Consider the following 22,521-nt stretch of genomic DNA (forward strand, 5'->3'; position numbering starts at 1 on the left):
TCACACCCGTTCCCATACCGAACACGGAAGTTAAGCTCTTTAGCGCCGATGGTAGTTGGGGGCTTCCCCCTGTGAGAGTAGGACGTCGCTAGGCACACAAAAAGCCTGAGAGTTAAATCTCAGGCTTTTATTATATTACAAAAAACAGCTGCCCTTATGAATGAAAATTCATGGAGCAGCTGTTTTTATATTATATCTTTAAAATTCAAGGGCATTGCGGAGAGTATTGATATAGGATTGGCTGACCGGCAATTCACTTCCATCTTTTAACGTGACAATAAAATTTGAAGTGAGATCACGTGACATTTTTTTTATAAAATGAATATTAACAATATAGGATCTGTGAATGCGAATAAAGAATGACGGTAGACGCATTTGTAATTCTTTTAGTGTAATGCTTGTTTTAAACTGTTCCCCCTCTACATAAAACCACGTTTTTTTCTGAAGACTTTCGATGTGGGATATTTTTTCAATTGCAACAGGATTCCAATCTTCATCCTGTTTGCCAGTTAAAAATTGAAAAGGTTCTAATTTCTGAACAGAGAAGGTTGAAGGTAACACTACTACAAGTGCTGCTGGAACATCTTGAATATGAATCGGATAACCTATCCCGTAGTAAGGAATATCAAAAAGAGAATTATCTAAAATGGCATCTGTCCGTTTTTTAGTGTTTAATACCTTCTCTGCAATACTACCAGGTTGAACTTGCTGTCCTACCTCCAAATGAATATTTTGATGGCCAGAATGAAAATAGATATAAGTGTTTTGAACAGCAATAGCGATTGATGAATTGGATGGAATCCAGTCTTTTAACATCGTAATAAACTGTTGTGAAATATCTTTTGGTGATAAATTGTGCTCAACATTCATTGTGAATAACCCCCTTGTTTGTAAACAGTTTACCAAATTTCGTCGCAGAAAAAAGTGGTTTCATCATAAAAATTCGGCCTTTTATCTAAAAATAGTGAAAATTCAGATGTTCTGTTATATATTAATCTACAACAAATAAACCTGTTATGGAACAGATGTTTAAAAGTTTTTTAACAGAGTATATTGTACACAAAGGGGAAGGTGGAATTTCAATATGTCAACACGTCAAGAAAAAATCCAAACTTTAGAAAAACAATGGGCAGAAAACCCACGTTGGGCGGGTATTGAACGCGCATATACGGCTGAAGAAGTAGTAAAATTACAGGGTTCTGTTGTAATTGAACAAACTCTTGCAACTAAAGGTGCTTCACGACTTTGGAACTCTTTACATGAAGAGCCATTCATCAATGCATTAGGTGCTTTAACTGGGAACCAAGCGGTTCAACAAGTTAAAGCAGGATTACAAGCAATCTACTTATCAGGTTGGCAAGTGGCTGCTGACGCTAACCTTTCTGGTCAAATGTACCCTGACCAATCATTATATCCAGCAAACTCTGTACCGGCTGTAGTAAAACGTATTAATCAAGCATTACAACGTGCTGATCAAATTGACCATGCTGAAGGTCGTGTAGACAATTTTGATTGGTTCGCACCAATCGTAGCAGATGCTGAAGCAGGTTTCGGTGGACCTCTAAATGTATTCGAGCTTGTAAAAGGGATGATTGAAGCAGGTGCTGCTGGTGTTCACTTAGAAGACCAATTAGCTTCTGAGAAAAAATGTGGACACTTAGGAGGTAAAGTATTACTACCGACACAAAATGCTGTTCGCAACTTAATCGCTGCTCGTCTTGCAACAGACGTGATGGGCGTTGATACAATTTTAATCGCACGTACAGATGCGGATGCTGCTGATATGGTAACGTCTGATATTGATCCACGTGATGCTGAATTTATCACTGGCGAACGTACACCAGAAGGATTCTTCTGTACAAAACCAGGTATTAAGCAAGCGATTGCTCGTGGTTTAGCTTATGCACCATATGCTGATTTAATCTGGTGCGAAACTTCTAAACCATCACTTGAAGAAGCGCGTGAATTTGCAACAGCAATCCATGCTGAATTCCCAGGAAAAATGCTTGCATACAACTGCTCACCTTCATTCAACTGGAAGGCTAATCTTTCAGAAGAAGAAATTGCTGAATACCAACGTGAACTTGGTAAGTTAGGTTATAAATTCCAATTTGTAACACTAGCTGGCTTCCATGCTCTAAACCACGCTATGTTTGAGCTTGCACATGACTATAAAGATAACGGAATGGCTGCATATTCTAAGCTACAACAAGCTGAGTTTGCTTCTGAATCAAAAGGTTATACAGCTACTCGTCACCAACGTGAAGTGGGTACTGGTTACTTTGATGATGTATCACAAGTTATCTCAGGTGGTACATCTTCAACAACTGCTATGGCTGGTTCTACAGAAACAGAACAGTTCGTATAAGATAGAAAAGTACATCGAATCCTAAATTCATAATCATAGCTCAGTTTCCTCCGCACCTCCTAAGCGGGGGAGAACTGCACTTAAAATCGCAAGAGGTGGGGGAAACTACTGATGGAACAAGCAACTACAGGTAAGCTTAAAATTGTTGGGGAACAAAATGAACAAACAAAAGAAATCTTGACACCGGAAGCCCTTGAGTTTGTTCTTGCCCTGCATGAAAAATTTGATGCTCGTCGTAAAGAACTTTTAGATGTTCGCCAAGAACGTCAAAAACGTCTTGATGCTGGTGAAAAACTCGACTTTTTATCAGAGACTAAGACAATTCGTGAGGGAGATTGGTCAATTGCACAACTTCCTGCAGATTTACAGGATCGTCGTGTAGAAATAACAGGGCCAGTTGAACGTAAAATGGTTATTAATGCGTTAAATTCTGGTGCAAGAATGTTTATGGCTTGCTTTGAAGATGCATCTTCACCGACATGGGAAAACATGATTGGCGGTCAAATTAATATGCGTGATGCTATTAATAAGACAATTGAATTTACACAAGAGTCAAATGGTAAAACATATAAATTGAACGAAGAAACAGCCGTTTTATTAGTACGTCCACGTGGTCTACATTTACTTGAAAAGAATGTGCAAGTAGACGGTGAACCGATATCTGGTAGCTTCTTTGACTTTGGTCTATATCTATTCCATAATGCAAAAAATGCACTGGCAAAAGGTACAGGTCCTTACTTCTATCTTCCGAAGCTTGAAAGTCATTTAGAGGCTCGCTTATGGAATGATGTATTCATCTTTGCACAAGAATACATCGGCATTCCGCAAGGCACGATTAAGGCAACAGTTTTAATCGAAACAATTTTAGCTGCTTTTGAAATGGATGAAATTTTATATGAGCTACGTGAACATTCAGCTGGTCTGAACTGTGGACGATGGGATTATATTTTCAGCTATATCAAACGTTTACGCAATCAACCTGATGTGATTTTACCTGATCGTGGTCAGGTAACGATGACGGTACCTTTCATGAAAGCTTATACTTCTTTATGTATTCAAACATGCCACAAACGCAACGCACCTGCGATGGGTGGTATGGCAGCGCAAATACCGATTAAAGGTGATGATGAGGCCAATGCAGTAGCATTTGCGAAGGTTGCTGAAGATAAGCGTCGTGAAGCAACCGATGGTCATGATGGTACTTGGGTAGCACATCCAGGCATGGTTGCAACAGCAATGGAGCAGTTTGATGCAATTATGAAAACGCCAAACCAAATCGATAAAAAGCGTGAGGATGTAAGCGTGACTGCAGAAGATTTAGTAGCTGTTCCAGAAGGTACAATTACAATTGAAGGTCTTCGTATTAACTGTAGTGTAGGGGTTCAGTATATTGCTTCTTGGTTACGAGGCAATGGTGCCGCACCGATTAATAATCTGATGGAGGATGCTGCGACAGCAGAAATTTCTCGTACACAAGTTTGGCAATGGATCCGTCACCCAAAAGGTATTTTAGATGACGGACGTGGTATTACACTAGCATTTGTGCTAGAAATCTTGGAAGAGGAGCTTGTGAAAATTAAAGAGGCTGTTGGGGAGCAGGCTTATAACAGTGGTCGCTATGATGAAGCTGCTGAACTGTTTAAATCTTTAATTGAGCAAGATGAATTCGTGGAATTCTTGACACTTCCAGGCTATGAAAGACTAAATTAATTGATGTGAATCTACTAACGAACATGTCCAACTTTAGTACAATGGGCTGAACTCGAATGCAGTCCACTTTATATCACTGATGTAACGAGCGGGGTCTGTTCCCTCGTTCCTTACCGAAAGAAAATGAGCATAGTTTCAATAAAAGGGGTCTACTTATAAATTATAAGTAAAGAGATTTAAAAAGGGATGAAAGATGTCTTGTGAGCTTAGATGGGGAGCTCATAGGGCATTTTTTATATAATTTAGAGGATATTAAGATATTTATTGAAGAAACATATGAGAATGGAGCACGTATAACATAAGGGGGAAAAGAGATGCGTAATAAAGAAATGTTGCTAGTTCCTGGACCAACACCAGTAGTAGATGAAATATACGATGCATTAGCAAATGAAACGAGAGGTCATACAGATCCGCGTTTCGTTAGCATTTATAAAAATGCATTAGAAAAAACTAAGGAACTGTTTCAAACGGATGGCGAGGTTTTTATAATAGCTGGGTCTGGAACATTAGCAATGGAGATGGCAATTGTCAATACAGTGGGTAGCTGCGAAAATATTCTTGTAATTAGCCATGGTTACTTTGGTGATCGTTTTACACCACTAGCAACTGCATATGGTATCAATGTTGAGGTGCTTCAAGCAGAATGGGGTAAACAAGTTGAGGTATCGGCAGTTGAGGCAAAATTAGCAGAGGGCCATTTTAAGGCTGTAACAATTACGCATGCAGATACATCTACAGGTGTAGTATCAGATTTAGATGCATTAGTGCCAATCATAAAAAAAACAGGTGCACTTGTAATATTAGACGGCGTTGTCGCAACGGCAGCGCTTGATGAAAATATGAGCAAAGAATTCGGTCATCCGGACTACAAATTAGATGTAGTGTTAACTGGTTCACAAAAGGCCATTGGTGTACCACCAGGTTTAGCCATAATTGCCTTCAACCAATCAGCTTTAAAGGCACGTCAGGCATTAGGGACTATTCCTGCGTATTATAGTGATATTACAAACTGGATTCCGGTAATGAATGACCCTGGAAAATACTTTGCAACACCGCCTGTTAATTTAATTTATGCGTATGATGTGGCGATGAACATTGTCTTAGATGAAGGTATTACGAAGCGAGAGGCCCGTCATATTTCATATGGCCGTGCAGTGCGGGCGGCTTTATCTACGTATGGGATGGAAGCACTCGCAGAAGAAGCGGTAGCTGCACCCACGCTGAGTTGCTTGTTGTATCCAACAGGGATAGAGGACGGAAAATTCCGCGCAAATTTAGCGGAAAAAGGTGTGATAGTAGCAGGTTCATTAGCACATTTAGCTGGCAAGGCATTCCGCATTGGGCATATGGGGAACACCACGCCAGTGATGCTTGAAGAAGCAGTAAAGTTAATCGGTGAATCACTAAATGAATTAGGAAAAGTAGTAGATGTAGAAAAGGCTATTTTCCGATTAAAAGAGGAATTGGCAGTTACTACGAAATAGATATAAGAAAGCTGTGTCCAACTAATTGTGACACAGCTTTTTTACTGGGAACATTCTATATTTGGTTACTGTGACTCATCGAAAGAAAAGTTGATGTCTAGTCTATAACATGATTTTCGCGATGTGAGCTAATTTACAATACTTATTACAAAGCCATCGTATCCTTTGTTACCAACTGTTTGAATGGCTGTAGATTCGATGCGAGGTTCATTTTCTAATAAATCCATAAATTGACGTATACCTTGTACGCGTTCATCTTTACTTTTTTCGTCAATCACTTCCCCGTTACGAACGACATTATCACCGATTATAAGTGCCCCATGATTCGCTAATTCCAATGCCCATTTCAAGTATTGTGGATTATTGGGCTTATCTGCATCAATAAAAATTAAATCAAACAAAGGGCATTTATCTTTTAGGGTAGGTAAAGTATCCAATGCTTTTCCTACGATCACTTCAACTTTATTTGCGCAACCTGCCTTTTGAATATTTTGTTCAGCTATTTTCGCATACTCTGGTTCAATTTCAAGCGTATATACTTTACCTGTTTCAGGGAGAGCACGCGCAAACCATATACTACTATAACCACCAAGGGTGCCAATTTCTAGAATATTTTTAGCTCCTTTGATTTTAGCTAGTAGATATAGAAGTTTACCTTGTGTTGGTGAGACATCAATTTCTGGAATGCCAGCCTCTCTATTCGTTTGTAATACTCCTTCAAGTGTTTCATCAAACGGTATTAGTTTATCTATAAAGTATTCATCCACATATTTCCAAACGTTATTCAACATAACAGTGCCCTCTTTTCTATTGTGTTTTTGTTCTTGCAACAAAAGTGTATGATAGAATGAATCATAATAAAAATATATTATTATTATTCATTCATAACTATTTGTTATGGGTAGAGGTGAAAACATGAATATACATGGCTTAAAATTATTTTATCAAGTAGCGATAACAGGGAGTTTTACAAAAGCAGCTGAATTGATGTGTATTAGTCAACCTGCTGTTTCTAGCCAAATTAAAAAATTTGAACATGAAATTGGAGTTCCATTATTTAAGCAACAGGGGCGAGGCGTTGTGTTAACTGAATTCGGGGCAGCTTTAGCTGAAAAAGCACAAAAACTTGTTTCGCTTGAAAAGCATATTGAATCATTTATTGAGGATTATCGGCTTGCCAAGGCAGGAACAATCCATCTTGTTGCTACTTATTTACCAGCGAATTTTTTAATTCCTAAATGGGCAACCACGTTTAAAGGTGCGAATGAGGATGTAAATTTAATTATTACAACTACTAATACGAAGGATGCGTTAGAACAACTAATGCATTATAAAGCTGATATTGCTATTTACGGAGGCGGGGTGTCAGAAAGATCCGAAAAAGTAACATGGGAAGAGCTATTTGAAGATGAACTTTGGTTTGTTGTATCTGCAGATCACCCTTATGCCAATCAAGTCATTTCATTAGCTGATATGGTGAAAGAACCATTTATTATGCGTGAAGAAGGAAGTTCGATGAGGGAACACCTTTTTTCTTTATGCCAAACGTATCAAGTAAAACCTCCAAAAATTGCCCTGCAATTTAACGGAATTAATGAAACCATTCGTTCGGTAATGGCTGGTTATGGTGCAAATTTTATTTCATCGTTAGCCGTTCGCGAATATGTAGATAGTGGTAAATTGGCGAGAGTTTATGTCGAACATGTAGCTATTAAACATAAAATCGCAATTTGTACAAGAAAGGATGAAAAACATAGCTTACTTGTACAAAAATTTATAGAAACAATAAAAAGTTCTTTATGAACCTGCTAAGGGAACTAGTCCCAATAAATCGACGCCAAATCATTTATCTTACCATTTTCTAGTTTTTTTCTTTATTATGGCGGATAGCTCATGTTTATCAGCTGTTCATTTCAATGCAATTGTGACATCTATTTGTTATATTATTTGTATAACAAACATGGAGCTGATAAGAATGTTAATTCAAATAGAGCCACAGTCGGACGTGCCAATTTATGAGCAGGTAACACGGCAAATTATTGAAGGGATTGCAAGAGGAAAAATGAAGCCAGGTGATACATTGCCATCGGTACGTAATTTAGCGGCTGACTTAGGTGTTAATATGCATACAGTGAATAAAAGTTATCATGAGCTAGAGGCGAAAGGTATTTTAACGATTCGTGCAAAATCGGGGGCAATTATTCGTTCAGCGGAGGAACGCGCATTAACACCTGGGCAATTACAACAAATTGAGAAAAATCTAAAGCCTCTTGTGGCGGAGGGAATGGTGCTTGGTGCCACTGTAGACCAAATTGAGTGTATGATGAAAAAGGTCTTTGCTGATTTACAAATGCCGGCAGAAGGAGTGTAGCAAGATGCTACTAGCTGTTTTTACAATTTCGTATATTATGACATTGGCTTTGCAAGTATTTGTGCCATATTTAGTGCGAGAGACAATTGTATTCGGTGTAACGGTACCTGAACAACATGTAAAACATCCAACATTAAGTATTGTGAAAAAGCGTTATGCACAAATAGTGGGGATTACTGGTGTAGTATTCTTAGTCATATTGCTCGTTATAAATTGGATGTTTGCGCCTTCAGAAATCGCACAAGGTACTCTCTTACTTGTAATTTTATTTGGAATGCTTGCAGTGAGTATGGTGCTGTACTGGTTGAATCACCAGAAGATCACTAAATTGAAAAAGGGTGAGCACTGGGGGATGAATTTAAAGCAAGTGCGTGCAGTGGATTTAACTGCTCATAGTCGTGATGAAATGCTCCCTTGGACATTCTATATGGTACCTATAGGGGTGACTATATTTTTAATAATATTCACATGGCTGCATTATGACCAAATACCAAATGCTATTGCCGTGCATTGGGGTCCTACCGGAGAGGTCGATACTTGGAAAAGGAAAACGTATTTTAGTGTGATTTCTCTACCGCTTATTATGCTGATGATGCAGTGTATGATGTGGGGCATTGCGGATTCCGTTAAGAATTCAGCGATAAAATTAGCTGTCAATCGCCAAGAGGAGTCTTTAGAAGATCAGTTAAAAACACGAAAATATATGAGCTGGTACATTATGCTATTAAGCTATGCACTAACTGTATTATTGACAGTATTGCAGCTAAGTAATATTTACCCTTCGATAGCTGAAGGGAAAAAATTATTACCAGTGTTTATTGCTTTTCTGGTACTGGTGTTGGGTTCACTACTTCTTTACGTATGGAAGAAACGTCAGTTGAGACTGAGTTATGTAGACAATGTAGTGTCAGAAGTAATGGATGTGGATGAGGATCGTTATTGGAAGGGTGGACTGATTTATATGAATTCCCAGGACCCATCCGTTTTTGTAGAGAAACGCTTTGGTGTCGGATGGACAATGAATTTGGCGAATCCACGGGGCTATATCGTAATTGTATTACCATTAGTTATATTATTGTTGATTTCTATATTTTCATTATAAAATAAAGGGGTTACTACACTTGGTAGTGGCCCCTTTTTGAATGGAGGTAAGAATGAGTGAAGATTTTAGTTGTTGATGATGATGTGCATATTTTACAATTAATCAATATTTATTTAACACGTGAAGGCTATCAGGTATTACGGGCAGAAAATGGAGAACAGGCGTTACAATTGCTTGAGGCAAATTTGCCTGATCTGGCTGTAGTGGATGTAATGATGCCAGGTATGGATGGTTTTACACTCACGGAAACATTGAGTCAGGATTATGACATACCGGTATTGTTATTAACGGCAAAGGGCGAGCTTGAAGACAAAGAACGTGGTTTTTTGGCAGGCTCGGATGACTATGTAGTCAAACCGTTTGAACCAAAAGAGCTACTATTTCGCATAGCAGCAATTTTGCGTAGACTTGATAAGAAAAATCAGGGGACTGTCCAAATTGGAAAACTGATAATTGATCGTAGAAGCTTTGAGGTTGGTATTGGTGAAGACACACTTATTTTGCCATTAAAAGAATTTGAATTATTAGCACTTCTAGCGTCACGCCCGAATCAGGTATTTACACGTAGTATGATAATGGAACAAGTTTGGGGCTATGATTATGATGGAGATGAACAGACGCTAAACACACATGTGAAGAGGATTCGTGAGCGATTACATCGGTATGATACAAAGGTGGAGATTACAACAGTACGTGGCGTAGGCTATAAACTAGAGGTTGTAGCATGATTAAAACGTTATATAGTAAATTTGTTGTTACGACCATGCTCATCATGATTGGCAGTTTGTGTATGGGTTTTTTAATGACAAATACTTATTATCATCAAGTGACGAAGGAACAAAATGATACAAAGAATGTTAACATTGCGACAGATATTGCAGCATATATCGAGTCAGCTACCCCGGGAGATTTAGATAATTATCTAACGACCCTCGGAGAAATTGGTTATCAAATTTATGTCACAACCGGCGAAGATGGTCGTTATTACGGTGGAGAATATCGAGAGAAAACGTTGTCATCCAGTGTTATTCAGCGTGTATTAGACGGAGGAATTTATCACGGTATGCGTGATTTTCCGAAGGAGACTTTTGTGACGGGCTTTTTTGCCAATGAACTGATTAACACAATAGGGGTGCCTTTTACGTATGAAAATGAGCAATATGCATTGTTTATTCGACCGGATATTCGCCTATTGTTTTCAGAGGTGCATACAATACTAGGTGGTTTAATTCTTGTTATGGCAGTATTGAGCTTGCTAGCCATGCTACTTTTTGCAAAGGCGTTAATTCGTCCTATTACACAATTAACAGAGGCGACACATCGGCTTGCACATGAGAAGTTCGATACGTTGCTAGAGATAGAGCGTGCGGATGAAATTGGGCAACTGGCTGATAGCTTTAATGTGATGACGGGGAAATTACAGGAAAATGATAGGATCCGCAAGGAATTTATTAGCAATGTATCTCATGATTTTCAATCACCATTATTAAATATTCAAGGCTATGTGGATTTGCTGAAAAATCCCCTGCTTTCAGAAAAGGAACGACAGGAATACGCTACGATTATTGAGTTAGAAACGAAGCGGCTTTCGATATTGACGAAGCAATTACTATTGCTGACCTCCCTCGACCAATCAACAAGGTTATTGAAACGTGAACCATATCGTGTGGACGAACAATTGAAGGATACGGTGCGTAAATACCGTTGGCAGCTAGAGGAAGCCAGTGTGCAGTTAACGTATCAGCTAGATGCTGTTATGTATGATGGAGATGCTGGGCTATTGCAGAATGTATGGGATAATTTATTGACAAATGCCATTAAATATAATGTTGAAGGTGGAGAAATCCATATTCATTTGCAAGAACATGGGGCTTTTATCGAAGTTCAAATCCAGGATAGTGGCATTGGTATGACAGCAGAGCAATTGGAAAAGGTATATGATCGTTTTTATCGAGCTGATGAATCAAGAACAAAACAGGGAACTGGTCTTGGCTTAGCAATTGTTAAGCAAATTGCTGAGTTGCATGGGGGCGAAGTACAGATGGAGAGTACTCTTCATTCGGGTACAAAGGTCCGAATTTGCTTGCCAAAATTGTAATGAAGAGTTCATGTAAAGTTCATATTCACTCGGTAAACTTCTAAGTAAGTTGAAGAAAACTTAGGAGGAATTATCGTATGGAACAACAATGGAGTTTACGCCTTATACGACTGGCTGCTATTTTTGCATTATTAGGTACGTACTTAGGTTCACATATGTCAGGTTCAGGTAGCTATGAGTATCGACCAATACATGCACACATTTTACTTGTCGGATGGTTAAGTATGTTTGCTTGGGGAATTTTCTACCGTGCTTTCAAAGTGAAATCTAAAAAATTAGTCGCAGCACATGGTTGGACGGCAATTTTCGGTGTTTTTGGTTTAACATTAGGTATGTGGTTCTACAATATCAATCCATTTCATTTTAGTAATACATTTACAATGATTTTCTTTATTGTAGGTGGGACAACTTTATTAATTAGTTTTGCATTATTTATTGTGGTAACATTTATGATTAATCAAAAAGAAGAAATGAAACATTAATGAAATACCCTTGCTAGTTGAGGAATGAACGGAACCTCGAATAGTGGAAACTGAATATGCTCCCCGTAGACCTAATGGGGAACATATCAAAGTTGCCCTATTCGGGGTTTCTCTGTTCTTTTTAAGTGGGAGTAAATTGATTTTTAACGAACATTAAAGATGACAATTAGAAGCGTATTCAAGAAAGCAATGGATACTAAAAAGATGACTTCGACGGCATATTCTGCATACCCAAGTCTTCTTATCGTAGCTTCAATGTAGCAAACTATCTTCAACTGTCTTTTTTTATTTTTTTGCAGTAAATCGTTCCCGTCACGCCGACTAGTATGATAAAGGTACCAATAATATGATATACCTCGATTGTTTCATTCAGGAAGAAGACACCCGCTATGATCGAAATTAAGGTGGCTATATTATTGAAAACGCGCCAATATGCGAACTTGATACCGTAATGATAGATACTTAAGTAAAGCGGCAGAAGCTTTTATAAAACTGATGATAAAAAAGTTTTAGCTTAATTAAAATTCACCTACAAAAGCCCAGATTTTGAATTGTGAGAACACAATTTAAAATCTGGGCGCATTTATGCCTGCAATCATTAATTACTGTAATTTTTCTAGCGATTTTTTTAGCCAGCGTGTTGCCTCGCTATAATCCTGTGCAACGCCTTGGCCTTTTTTGTAGAGCATACCAAGCTGGAATTGTGCTTTTTGGTGACCTTGAGTGGCAGCCAGTCGATAAAGCTGAGCAGCCTTTGCAAAATCCTTTGGTACGCCTTGTCCGTGACTATGCATTTGAGCAAGCTGGAATTGTGCTTTAGTATGTCCTTTGGCTGCAGCCTGTTCGATCCATTTTGCTGCTTCCGTGTAGTCTTGCTCGACACCTACCCCCTTGTCATATAAATTACCAAGTTGATATTGTGCGCCCGCATGTCCTTGTATAGCCGCTAGTCGGTAACAACGCCGTGCCTCATCTAAATCCTGTGTGATGCCTAGTCCTTGCTCATATAACAACCCTAGCTGATATTCAGCGCGTATATGTGATTGGTCTGTAGCAGCACGCCACCATTTAACAGCTTCAGGATAGTTTAGTGTGATACCATCACCAGTTGCATATAACAATCCTAGCTGAAATTGAGCTTCCAGATAGCCTTTTTCTGCCGCTACTTTAAAGTAGTGTAACGCTTTTTCAGGTTGCTGAAGTTGATTTACATAAAGGCGCCCAAGTTCATAGCCTGCATTAATATGACCATTATTAGCAGCGAGCTGTAGCCATTTCTCAGCACGTGTACTATTTTTTTCTTTTTCATATAGTACACCAAGGCAATACTGCGCATTAATATGTCCTTTATGCGCCGCAAGTTTAAACCATTTTAAAGCTTCGACAGAATCCTGTTGTAATCCTTGCCCTGTGTTGTATAGCATGGCCAATTGAAACTCAGCATTAGTATGATCTTGTAATGCAGCTAAGTGGAACCATCTTGCGGCTTCGTGAAAATCTTGTGCAATCCCACGTCCCTTTATATACATATAGCCTAGATTGTACTGTGCACTTGCATCGCCAGCTAATGCAGCCATTTCAAAACAGGCTATAGCTTCTTCAAAACTTTGTGCTACACCAGTTCCGTTATGATAGAGAAAGCCGAGATTGTTTTGAGCACTTGTATTCCCTTGGTTTGCAGCTAAAACATACCACTTAGCAGCCTCGGAAAAATTAATAGGCATGCCAAGTCCTTGATTGTAAAGTACGCCGAGATTGTATTGTGCATCGGCATTACCTAAATCAGCCGCAGCTTTATATTGATGTGCAGCTTCATCATAATTTTGGGCTACCCCTTGCCCTAAATGATAGAGGACACCTAAGCTATAAAGGGCGTTTGCATCCTGTTGAGCCGCAGCTTTTTCATACCACATTCTTGCAATTTTATAGTCTCTCTTTACACCACGTCCGTGATTATAAAGGACAGCTAAATTGTATTGTGCGCTGGCATTGCCCTCGTTTGCTGCTAATTCAAACCAATTGGCAGCATATTCGTAGTCATCTGTTGGTTGGTCTTCCTGAAGGAGGATATTAATGTCAAACGGGGGCATCATATCTTCAAATAGAGAACCTTTTCGTGCGGATATAGTAGCTTTAAAACTACAATCATAATGATTGATAAACCATTCAATAATATCACTAATATAGTCGAGAACAATTTTTGCTGCCTTCGCTTCAACAATGCTATTACTATTAATAATTGTCATTTTTCGGACAAGATTCATTAATAAATAAATGCGTCGGGGGTGAATTTTCGCTATAAAGCTGCGATTATTCATGAATGCTCGAATACTTTTTTGCTTGGGTTCGGCATGCATTTCTAGCTTATAAATCTCGTATAAAATCTCCTCGAGTACAAGCCGTGACTTTTGCAAGGACACGGCCGGTTTTGTTACTGTCGATGTACTAGCACCTTGTAAATTTTTAGCTAAATTTGTGAGGGACAATGCATGCAATTTTTTACATTGTTCACGTAGTATTTCATATTGTATGACGATAGTACTCACCCCTACTTCAATAAATGACGAAAACAGTCTCTTTTTTCATTTATCGGGAAGATAATGAAGTTATTAATATTATTCAAAGGGTTTCATCAGTTGAATTGTCCTCGTTACATGATACTATTTGATATAAGGGTTAGTTTATAGCCATTTGGGGGATTGAGTGATGAAAAATATTGCAGCTATTATTCCAGCATATAATCCGCAACAATCGTTTGTAACCTATGTGCATCAACTATTAGCCACTACAATCACACAAATTATTATAGTAAATGATGGCAGTGATCAAAAATATGCCGGTATTTTTGATGAATTGAAAACTATTGATAATTGTCGAGTATTGCAGCATGACCTGAATATTGGGAAAGGTGGCGCATTAAAAACAGCCTTTGCTTATGCCTGGGCGCAAAAAGGTCGTTTTCAAGGTGTTATAACTTTAGGTGCACATGGTCAGCATACCTTACACGATGTGAAACTAGTTTTAACGATGACCAAGGTATTTTCTGAAGGAATTGTGCTAGGAGTACGTAATTTTCATTCGACCGATAGTACGTTTGCCTCATATTGGGGTAATCGTGCGACAAGCCTGTTTTTTGAGTTGCTTTTTCATAGAAAACTCATGGATACACAAACTGGTTTACGTTACATATCGATAGAAGAGTTGCCATGGCTAATGGAAGTGAAAGGTGATCGCTTTGAGTACGATACAAATATGCTGATAACTGCACTTAAAAGAAAATGTCCAATTTTTGAAGTAGAAATTGGTCAGCTACGCTTGAAGAAAAACTCAGTCATTCAGTATGATGAAGTTATCAATGCAAGTACAGTTATTGCAAAAATGCTTTTGAATTATTTAAAACCAAGGAGAAAGTAACATTACAGGTGTATTTTCGACCAATTGGGCTAGGATAAAAATGATAATTACTCAATGGAACGTAGCGAGTATAAAAAGAAGGGGGAATGAATGTGGAATATTCAGATCAAGTGAAAAATCGTGTAAAGCGGATGGAAGGTCAGTTACGCGGTATTTTAAAAATGATGGACGAAGAAAAGGATTGTAAGGCGGTAATTACACAACTATCAGCGGTACGTTCAGCTGTCGACCGTACAGTTGGCGTAATCGTTAGTACGAATCTTCTAGAATGTGTACAAAATGCTGAAGGTGACGGCGAAAAAATGAATGAAGTAATTCAAGAAGCTGTAAATTTAGTTGTAAAAAGCCGTTAAATTTTTGAGGCCGGCATCGTAAGCATCATCAACCGCTAACATTAATATAAAAGAGAGAACTCACTGCAAATGGTGGGTTTTTTTATTTTGTGCAGAAAAATGATGTACTTTAGTATCAATGTTGTGAAAGTGAGCTTAAACACCTATATTCATAAATATATAATTTTGGAAAAAAGTCATATGTAGTGAACTTGTACGATAGATTTATAGTTACTTTTTCCTTTATAATTATTATAAGAATAATTATAAATGGGAAGGAGAAATTATTATGAAAAAATGGTTGCTAAGTGGTGTCGCAGTATTGTTGTTAAGCCCAACAGCTGCTTATGCACAAAATGCAAAAATCGATACAGTCGAGACTTCCCCTAAAAGTGCTTACAATGTAATGTCCAGCTCAAAGGTAACTGCTTGGGATAACCTCATAAATGAAGTAGCACAACAGATGAATAACTTTTCTACGGAAATTAAAGTTACATATAGTGGGCCAATGGCTGATTTCAATAAAAATATTATGCTGGCATTAGAAAAAGCGCAGAAACAGGCAACCTATGCGAGTGGACATTTGGAAAATGTTTCTATTACCTCAGACACCAAGGGTAACGTGACATTTAAAGTGAAATATCTCACGAATCAAACACAAGAAGCCACGGTACAGAAGAAGGTTGATCAAGTATTAAAAACGATTATAAAGCCTTCTATGACATCATTCCAAAAAGTAAAAGCTGTTAATGATTACATTGTTTCGAATGCAACATATGGAGCTAAAACAAAAGCAAGTCCTCACAGTGCATATGCATTATTAATGGAAGGGCAAGCGGTATGTCAAGGCTATGCATTACTAGCATATAAAATGTTAGAGCAAACTGGTATTGAAACACAGTATGTAGTAGGTTATGTCAACGGTGGTGAAGGCCATGCTTGGAATATGGTGAAACTTGATGGCAAGTGGTATCATTTAGATACAACATGGAATGACCCATTACCAAACCGAATAGGCGCATCTTCGTATGATTATTTTTTAGTTACGGATGCACAGTTAAAGAAAGACCATTCTTGGATTGCTTCTGATTATCCTGTTGCAACAAGTACAGCCTATAGCTATATGCAAAATGTACATTTTGCATATCAGATCAATAACACGCTGTACTTTAGTAATACAGCGGACAATGACAAGTTGTATAACCTTGACTTAGTGACTGGTAAGAAAACAAAGGTTATTGATAATCGTGCACTGTATATTACAGGTGTTGGTGACAATCTTTATTATAGCGACTATAGTAATGGTGGGTACTTAACGAAGCTGAATTTAAAAACATTAAAGACTGGTGTGCTAGTGAAACAACCGGTATCGGATTTAATGATTAGAGATAATAATTTAATTTACAAGATTAATGCAAAAGAGCAAAAGCTGAAAATTGATTAATATATAGATAAAAAGTTGCTGAGTAAAGATTTCAAAGCCTCATTTACAAATCATCCATAATTTCTAAGCACAAAAGGGCTTCCATGTGAGTTCTTTGTGCTTTTTTTGTATATAATGTAAGTAGGAATACGGTTGGAGGTGAGGATTTTGTGGAAAAAATTAGCTATAATTGTTATTTTAATTATTTTTATTGATCCTATATATACGGCTGGTAAAGCAACAGTGCAGCAAATCAAGACATGGGCAAATAACGATGACATTCAAACGATGCTTCTAGCAACAAAAGACAAAATCGTGGATGTCACAGCAAAACTTTCAGAAGATGCCTCAATCGAAACAGCCACCCCAATAGAAGATAGAAATGATGCAGCTGAGTTAGTGGCCACGACTGCACCAGCGCTGAAACCTGAAGCCAAGCTCGTTGTAACGAATGCTAAAGAATTGGCAGATGCAATGTATGCTTATTACAGTAGTTTTTCACCAACATTCGAAATTCAATATAAAGGCAGCACACAACGCATAGAGCAGCTAGTAGAGGAGGCCTATGACAGTGCCATTAAACGAGATGATTATGTGTATGGCCATATTAGTAAACACTCTATTCGATATGAATACGGAAAAAAACAGGCCACAATTTACGGCGAACAAAGTTATTTAATGACTCCTGAGCAAGCAGCTTATGTGGAGATGAATGTTCAAGAGATCGTGTCTACTCTTAATAAGAGCGCGAAGACTGATGTAGAGAAAGTGAAGGCGGTCAATGATTATATCGTATCAAACACCGCTTATACTGATAATACGAAAGCGAGTCCACATAGCGCATATACAGTGTTAGCTGAGCGTGGTGGTGTTTGCCAGGGTTATGCATTACTAGCACATGCAATGCTACAAAAACTTGGTATCGAGACGCAGTATATTGTCGGCTATGTTGGACAGGAAGGACATGCTTGGAACTTAGTGAAACTGAATGGTCAATGGTATCACCTTGATACAACGTGGAATGATCCAGTGCCAGATCGTAAGGGTATTATACGATACCAATACTTTTTAGTTGATGATCGAACAATGGCACGTGATCATACATGGATTGCAGCTGATTATCCGAAAGCAACGAGTACTATTTATAGCTACTACCATGATATTGACTTTCCTGCACAAACAGGGCAACAATTATTTTATAGCAATGTCTCTGATGACAATAAATTGTATGTGCTCGATATCTCTACAGGTAAATCGAAGCGTATTACAAGCTCACGAGCACAGTATATTGTTTATGCAGATGGTTGGTTATACTACAGTAATTATTCACACGGCGCATATTTATCGAAAATTCGCCCTGATGGTAGTGGTGAACAAGTATTGAATCGTGAAGAAACCAAGGATCTATTCGTAAAGGATGGCTATCTTTACTTCATGACAGATGAACTGAAGAAAATGGCACTATAGCTTGATTTAGTTTTTCGCATACTAAGCTAAGGGGAATGATAAAGGGCATATGACATCACATACTGTCATATGCTCTTCTTGTTCGTTCAATAATATAATGAATTGGCTGATGCTGACATAACGAAATTTGGATTTGTGGATACATCGACGTCATGTCCTGTGAAAATATCTTTAAAATCAATGGGTTATGCTTAATGGCACCGCCATTACAATAAAGGTTTATGGCTTCTCCTTGATAGCTTATTTTTTTTAACACTGCACAAGCCAGAAGTACTAGTTCATGGGCAGCCCTCGTGGAGATTTGAATGGCACAAGAATCTTTTTTTGCAACGGCATCGGCTAAAAATGCGCTCATTTTTGCAAGCTGAGCATTTGTATAAGCTGGGCGGAATAACCACGCTGCAAGCTCCGTAACATCCTGAACACGTAAAAAGTTATAGACTTCATTTTTTAATATTGTCGGCTCACCGCGCCCATCCTCCATACGAAAAATTGCGCGTACGACTTCTTGCCCTAACCAGTAACCACTACCCTCATCTCCAGCGCGATGACCCCAACCTCCAGCGCGTTCAATACGCCTGCCATCAAATGCATAGGCAATGGCGCCAGTTCCAGCAATAAGCAAGGCACCTGTTTGTCCAGCAGTAACACCTAATAATGTCGCTTCTGCATCATTTTCAATAATAAGCGTTTCTATACTTAACTGTGATGTTGTAATTGCTTCACGAACCATGGTTTTAACTACGGCATGGTCCTTCGAAGAGTCAATTCCTGCCATAGCAAAAGTGGCTACAGCAATTTCCGAGTTCGTTTGTCCCTGTAAAAATGCATGTACGAATGTTAATAATGCTTGTAAAATCTCTGTAGCAGAGTCAACACCAATTGCTTGATAGTTGGATCCGCCAGCTGTTTTCGTGTATTTAATCTCACCGGTTTCGGCATGCACAACTGCACATGCCGTTTTTGTTGCCCCGCCATCAATAATTAGTAACCAATCGTTCATTGATTCCATTCCTCTAAAAACACGACTAACTGTTTTTCTGCTTCATCAATAGTTGATTCTTTTAGTTGAATCCATTCATATAGTTTATGAGCAGAAGCCTTAGATCGTTCAAGTGATGCTTGCATTGTTTCGGGTGCGGGACCTCCTAGCAATGTTCGGACACCTACGAAAAACTCTGGTTTTAAAGTATGATAGAAATCTTCTTCAGAAATGACTAAAGGTTTGCCTGTTACCAGCTTGGATTGTGTATTTGCTAGCCCCCATGTAAGGCTTGCGAGTGATTCTTCATTATGAGCAAGTAATACTTTGATGCATTTACTTACAATACTATGTGCTTGGCGGAAAGAAATACCTTCAGAGCGTACTAATGTATCAGCAAGCTCTGTTACATTCGCAAAGCTATTTTCTGCACGATCTCGTAGTTTTTTCTTGTTTACATCCATCGTCACTACGAGGGAACCAAATAATTTGTAAATGCCTATTAAACGATCGATGGCACGCCATAAATAAGGTTGCATATCATCCTCAGTGTCAACGATATCACCAAACGGTGTATTATGTACCATTTGCAGTACCGTACTTGCATCACCAACGACCGCTGATAGCAGTGAACGTGTATGCTCAATCGACACAGGATTGCGTTTTTGAGGCATGATGGAGCTAATTTGCACGTACGGGCTGGCTAGTGTAAATGCATTGAATTCCTGAGTTGCCCACAATAAAAAGTCTTGTGATGTACGACCAAGATTGAGTGCAGCAAGCTGTACAATACTTGCTGCTTCAGCAATATAATCAGCTCCGGCAACTGCATCCCAAGCATTTTCGATTATGTCGTCAAATGCCAGTAAGTCTCGCATACGCTCACGACTAATATTAAAGCCAGTAGTCGTCAATGCTGCCGCCCCCATACTGCTACGATTAACTGTTTTGTAGACATTTTGCATGCGTTCAAAGTCACGATCGAGTTGGTCAATTACAGCTTTTAAATAATGAGCAAAGGTAGTTGGCTGTGCCTGCTGCGTATGTGTATACCCAATCATAATGGTGCTGATGTGCTCCTCGGCCGCGGCGATTAGATCCTCTCGTAATATCAGTAGTTCACGCATAAGCTCTAATAATTTCATACGCAAAGTCATGCGATATATGGCGATACCCATATCATTACGACTCCTACCAATGTGAAGATTCCCAGCAACATCGCCAGCAAATTCTATTAATTTATTTTCAATGCGAAAAAATAAATCTTCGTAGTTTGGGCTGTAATTCTCTATACGATAATAGTTCAGATCTAGTTTCTTTAGTGCGATACCGATTTGTTGTGCTTCATCTTTTTTTACGAGTCCTTGTTCTTCTAACATTTTTAAATGTGCAATATTAATCTGAAGCATAATTGTTAAAAAATTTTTCTTTGCTTCTTCATAAGCTGGTTGCAACACAATTTTACGATAAATATTAGAAGGGAAAATCATCCCATCCTCTTGCTGTGTTTTGTTACGGAAATCTTCAAACATATCCATTGCCTCCTAATAGATTGACAGTTAAATGGCTGAGCCAGCACTGCCTTTTGATAACTTTTCAGAAATAATAAGAACAATTAATATTAAACAAATTTGTAAGACGCCATATGCACAGGCTGTTCCAAACTTAAATGCATATAATTTTTGAAATATAGCAACAGACAGTGGAATAGTGGAAGTGCTGTAAATAAGAATAGAAGCTACGAATTCACCTAAGCTTTGGACAAGTGCTAGCAATGTACCTGCCAATATACCAGTAAACGTTAGTGGTATAACGATGCGCCTGAATGTATATAACCAGGTGGCACCTAGGCTCCTTGACGCCTCTTCGATAGATTGATCTAATTGTACAAGGGACGCTGAGGTTGACCTGAAAACTAGCGGTAAATGTCTAATAAAATAGGCTAACGGTAAAATCCAGAATGACCCAATTAGTACTTGGTTAAAGGCAAAAATATTTTCTGTGCTAAAGGCGGCGATTAAATTGACGGCGACAACTGTTCCAGGTAACGCCCAAGGAACCATAATCAAAATATCGAGTAGCGTTTTTCCTTTGAAATTCAAACGCACCATTGCGTAGGCTGCCGCTACTCCAAATATTATATTGCCGAGGGTTGCAATAACCCCCATTTGAATAGAATTCCAAATCGGTCGCCATGTCCGTTCATCCGTAAAGAGCGCAATATAATGATCGACTGTATAGTCAGTCGGCAAGATTTGTGTTTTCCAAGCGCCATCGACCGAAAAAGAAATTAAAATAAGCACTAAAATCGGCAAAATTAATATTAGTGTACCGACAAAAGATGCAATTGTTGCTAAGATTTTCATGCTTTTTGAAGACATCTCAGATCGATGTACGCTAATGCCCTTGCTCAAGTTTTGATAATTGCGGCGGTTTTGATACCAACGCATAATGATTAAAAATGTAATAGAAACAAAAGATAAAATCATGGACTGAGTAGCTGCCATTTCTAAATTCCCATTCGTACGTGATAAGTATATTTGCATCGTCATCGTGCGCTCTACTCCAAACATTAGAGGAGCTGTGTAGGATGCCATAGAGATCATAAATACAAGTAACGCAGAGGCAACAATTGAAGGTGTCAACATAGGTAAAATAACCTTTGTCCATACACGAATACGCCCAGCACCTAAGCTAGTGGCTGCTTCTTCTAAGGATGGATCTAATCCTTTAATGGCTGCGGAAGCGGTTAAGTAGAAGTATGTGTACATGGTGAATGTATGTACAACGATAACACCCCAGATTCCTTTTAACGAAAAAGGTACTTGATCCAGACCGAACAAATGCTGAAGAGCACGTGGGAAAATACCGCTCTCCCCGTACAAGAAGGTAAAAGAAAGTACACCTACAAGGGGGGGAAGAGCCATGGGCACCAGTACTAAAATAGCGAGCAAACGTCTACCTGGAAAATCATAACGTTCCAACAAAAAGGCCATGGTCACACCGACAATTGCACAGCAAATAACACTGATGATAGATATATATAAACTAGTCCATAGTGCCTCGAGGTTTGCAGGACTTGCAAGACTGAAAAATTTCTTATAATGAGAGAGCGCATCATCGCCAGTAAAGCTTTGAAGAAAAGTTTGATAGAGGGGATATACCACATAGGCGAACAACACTAAAAAAAATGGTGAAATTAAAATATATACAAACCATTTTGATTGGGTTAGCCTTGCCCATGCAGTATCTTGATTAGAATTGACAGGCGGTTTTTCCATAGCGGTT

At 38.6% G+C, this 22,521-nt stretch carries 19 protein-coding genes and 1 rRNA gene; 14 read left to right on the top strand and 6 right to left on the bottom strand.

Features of this window, described 5'->3' with window-relative positions:
- Positions 1 to 94, top strand: a 5S ribosomal RNA gene (gene rrf, locus ACQKII_RS13125); the annotation flags it as partial.
- 104 nt (positions 95 to 198) lie between these two features.
- On the opposite strand, the gene ACQKII_RS13130 is transcribed toward rrf, so the two are convergent.
- Positions 199 to 870 (bottom strand): LytTR family DNA-binding domain-containing protein, encoded by a 672-nt coding sequence (locus tag ACQKII_RS13130; RefSeq protein ID WP_427459878.1) that lies wholly within the window; start codon positions 868 to 870, stop codon positions 199 to 201.
- Between the two features lie 214 nt (positions 871 to 1,084).
- Here ACQKII_RS13130 and aceA point away from each other — a divergent pair, with 214 nt between their 5' ends.
- The 3 genes from aceA to ACQKII_RS13145 all read left to right on the top strand — a co-directional run bounded on the left by aceA (position 1,085) and on the right by ACQKII_RS13145 (position 5,562).
- Positions 1,085 to 2,368, top strand: a complete 1,284-nt coding sequence (aceA, locus tag ACQKII_RS13135; RefSeq protein WP_427459880.1) for an isocitrate lyase — start codon at positions 1,085 to 1,087, stop codon at positions 2,366 to 2,368.
- Between the two features lie 111 nt (positions 2,369 to 2,479).
- Complete coding sequence (gene aceB, locus ACQKII_RS13140; RefSeq protein WP_427459882.1) at positions 2,480 to 4,078, top strand: malate synthase A; 1,599 nt, start codon at positions 2,480 to 2,482, stop codon at positions 4,076 to 4,078.
- Between the two features lie 314 nt (positions 4,079 to 4,392).
- Positions 4,393 to 5,562 (top strand): pyridoxal-phosphate-dependent aminotransferase family protein, encoded by a 1,170-nt coding sequence (locus ACQKII_RS13145; protein WP_427459884.1) that lies wholly within the window; start codon positions 4,393 to 4,395, stop codon positions 5,560 to 5,562.
- 128 nt (positions 5,563 to 5,690) lie between these two features.
- On the opposite strand, the gene ACQKII_RS13150 is transcribed toward ACQKII_RS13145, so the two are convergent.
- Complete coding sequence (locus ACQKII_RS13150) at positions 5,691 to 6,353, bottom strand: O-methyltransferase (RefSeq protein ID WP_427459886.1); 663 nt, start codon at positions 6,351 to 6,353, stop codon at positions 5,691 to 5,693.
- A 124-nt stretch (positions 6,354 to 6,477) separates the two neighbouring features.
- On the opposite strand from ACQKII_RS13150, the gene ACQKII_RS13155 reads away from it, so the two are divergent.
- From ACQKII_RS13155 to ACQKII_RS13180, 6 genes are all read left to right on the top strand, one after another.
- On the top strand, positions 6,478 to 7,365 hold the full coding sequence (locus tag ACQKII_RS13155; RefSeq protein WP_427459888.1) for a LysR family transcriptional regulator: 888 nt from the start codon (positions 6,478 to 6,480) through the stop codon (positions 7,363 to 7,365).
- 172 nt (positions 7,366 to 7,537) lie between these two features.
- Entirely contained in the window at positions 7,538 to 7,933 is a 396-nt protein-coding gene (locus tag ACQKII_RS13160) for a GntR family transcriptional regulator (protein WP_427459890.1), read from the top strand.
- Between the two features lie 4 nt (positions 7,934 to 7,937).
- On the top strand, positions 7,938 to 9,035 hold the full coding sequence (locus ACQKII_RS13165) for a DUF1648 domain-containing protein (RefSeq protein ID WP_427459892.1): 1,098 nt from the start codon (positions 7,938 to 7,940) through the stop codon (positions 9,033 to 9,035).
- A 56-nt stretch (positions 9,036 to 9,091) separates the two neighbouring features.
- A complete protein-coding gene (locus ACQKII_RS13170) occupies positions 9,092 to 9,763 on the top strand; it encodes a response regulator transcription factor (RefSeq protein ID WP_427459894.1) in 672 nt (223 codons plus the stop codon).
- Positions 9,760 to 11,133: an ATP-binding protein gene (locus ACQKII_RS13175; protein WP_427459896.1), complete on the top strand. Its 1,374-nt coding sequence runs from the start codon at positions 9,760 to 9,762 to the stop codon at positions 11,131 to 11,133. Before ACQKII_RS13170 ends, ACQKII_RS13175 begins: the two co-directional genes overlap by 4 nt.
- A gap of 77 nt (positions 11,134 to 11,210) precedes the next feature.
- Entirely contained in the window at positions 11,211 to 11,615 is a 405-nt protein-coding gene (locus ACQKII_RS13180) for a hypothetical protein (protein ID WP_427459898.1), read from the top strand.
- Positions 11,616 to 12,217: 602 nt separating this feature from the next.
- Here the strand turns inward: ACQKII_RS13180 and ACQKII_RS13185 are convergent.
- Entirely contained in the window at positions 12,218 to 14,161 is a 1,944-nt protein-coding gene (locus ACQKII_RS13185; RefSeq protein WP_427459900.1) for an SEL1-like repeat protein, read from the bottom strand.
- A 160-nt stretch (positions 14,162 to 14,321) separates the two neighbouring features.
- Here ACQKII_RS13185 and ACQKII_RS13190 point away from each other — a divergent pair, with 160 nt between their 5' ends.
- From ACQKII_RS13190 to ACQKII_RS13205, 4 genes are all read left to right on the top strand, one after another.
- Complete coding sequence (locus ACQKII_RS13190; RefSeq protein WP_427459902.1) at positions 14,322 to 15,029, top strand: glycosyltransferase family 2 protein; 708 nt, start codon at positions 14,322 to 14,324, stop codon at positions 15,027 to 15,029.
- A 92-nt stretch (positions 15,030 to 15,121) separates the two neighbouring features.
- Positions 15,122 to 15,382, top strand: coding sequence for a metal-sensitive transcriptional regulator (locus tag ACQKII_RS13195; protein WP_427459904.1), 261 nt, complete (start codon positions 15,122 to 15,124; stop codon positions 15,380 to 15,382).
- A gap of 268 nt (positions 15,383 to 15,650) precedes the next feature.
- Complete coding sequence (locus ACQKII_RS13200; RefSeq protein WP_427459906.1) at positions 15,651 to 16,805, top strand: transglutaminase domain-containing protein; 1,155 nt, start codon at positions 15,651 to 15,653, stop codon at positions 16,803 to 16,805.
- A gap of 138 nt (positions 16,806 to 16,943) precedes the next feature.
- On the top strand, positions 16,944 to 18,251 hold the full coding sequence (locus ACQKII_RS13205; RefSeq protein WP_427460057.1) for a transglutaminase domain-containing protein: 1,308 nt from the start codon (positions 16,944 to 16,946) through the stop codon (positions 18,249 to 18,251).
- A gap of 55 nt (positions 18,252 to 18,306) precedes the next feature.
- Here the strand turns inward: ACQKII_RS13205 and ACQKII_RS13210 are convergent, their stop codons facing one another.
- The 3 genes from ACQKII_RS13210 to ACQKII_RS13220 are packed head-to-tail and all read right to left on the bottom strand — an operon-like array spanning position 18,307 to position 22,514.
- On the bottom strand, positions 18,307 to 19,254 hold the full coding sequence (locus ACQKII_RS13210; protein WP_427459908.1) for an N-acetylglucosamine kinase: 948 nt from the start codon (positions 19,252 to 19,254) through the stop codon (positions 18,307 to 18,309).
- Positions 19,251 to 20,765, bottom strand: a complete 1,515-nt coding sequence (gene argH / locus ACQKII_RS13215; RefSeq protein WP_427459910.1) for an argininosuccinate lyase — start codon at positions 20,763 to 20,765, stop codon at positions 19,251 to 19,253. Before argH ends, ACQKII_RS13210 begins: the two co-directional genes overlap by 4 nt.
- 27 nt (positions 20,766 to 20,792) lie before the next feature.
- Positions 20,793 to 22,514, bottom strand: a complete 1,722-nt coding sequence (locus ACQKII_RS13220) for an ABC transporter permease (protein WP_427459912.1) — start codon at positions 22,512 to 22,514, stop codon at positions 20,793 to 20,795.
- Positions 22,515 to 22,521: the final 7 nt, after the last annotated feature.

It is taken from the genome of Lysinibacillus sp. NPDC048646 (genome assembly GCF_050272295.1).
Classification (GTDB): domain Bacteria; phylum Bacillota; class Bacilli; order Bacillales_A; family Planococcaceae; genus Lysinibacillus.

Excerpts from the sequence above, each read along its gene's own strand:
- ACQKII_RS13190 (WP_427459902.1), top strand. The coding sequence starts at position 14,322 with ATGAAAAATATTGCAGCTATTATTCCAGCATATAATCCGCAACAATCG.
- argH (WP_427459910.1), bottom strand. The coding sequence starts at position 20,765 with ATGTTTGAAGATTTCCGTAACAAAACACAGCAAGAGGATGGGATGATT.
- ACQKII_RS13180 (WP_427459898.1), top strand. The coding sequence starts at position 11,211 with ATGGAACAACAATGGAGTTTACGCCTTATACGACTGGCTGCTATTTTT.
- ACQKII_RS13145 (WP_427459884.1), top strand. The coding sequence starts at position 4,393 with ATGCGTAATAAAGAAATGTTGCTAGTTCCTGGACCAACACCAGTAGTA.
- ACQKII_RS13130 (WP_427459878.1), bottom strand. The coding sequence starts at position 870 with ATGAATGTTGAGCACAATTTATCACCAAAAGATATTTCACAACAGTTT.
- ACQKII_RS13150 (WP_427459886.1), bottom strand. The coding sequence starts at position 6,353 with ATGTTGAATAACGTTTGGAAATATGTGGATGAATACTTTATAGATAAA.
- aceB (WP_427459882.1), top strand. The coding sequence starts at position 2,480 with ATGGAACAAGCAACTACAGGTAAGCTTAAAATTGTTGGGGAACAAAAT.
- aceA (WP_427459880.1), top strand. The coding sequence starts at position 1,085 with ATGTCAACACGTCAAGAAAAAATCCAAACTTTAGAAAAACAATGGGCA.
- ACQKII_RS13165 (WP_427459892.1), top strand. The coding sequence starts at position 7,938 with ATGCTACTAGCTGTTTTTACAATTTCGTATATTATGACATTGGCTTTG.
- ACQKII_RS13210 (WP_427459908.1), bottom strand. The coding sequence starts at position 19,254 with ATGAACGATTGGTTACTAATTATTGATGGCGGGGCAACAAAAACGGCA.
- ACQKII_RS13175 (WP_427459896.1), top strand. The coding sequence starts at position 9,760 with ATGATTAAAACGTTATATAGTAAATTTGTTGTTACGACCATGCTCATC.
- ACQKII_RS13160 (WP_427459890.1), top strand. The coding sequence starts at position 7,538 with ATGTTAATTCAAATAGAGCCACAGTCGGACGTGCCAATTTATGAGCAG.
- ACQKII_RS13220 (WP_427459912.1), bottom strand. The coding sequence starts at position 22,514 with ATGGAAAAACCGCCTGTCAATTCTAATCAAGATACTGCATGGGCAAGG.
- ACQKII_RS13155 (WP_427459888.1), top strand. The coding sequence starts at position 6,478 with ATGAATATACATGGCTTAAAATTATTTTATCAAGTAGCGATAACAGGG.
- ACQKII_RS13200 (WP_427459906.1), top strand. The coding sequence starts at position 15,651 with ATGAAAAAATGGTTGCTAAGTGGTGTCGCAGTATTGTTGTTAAGCCCA.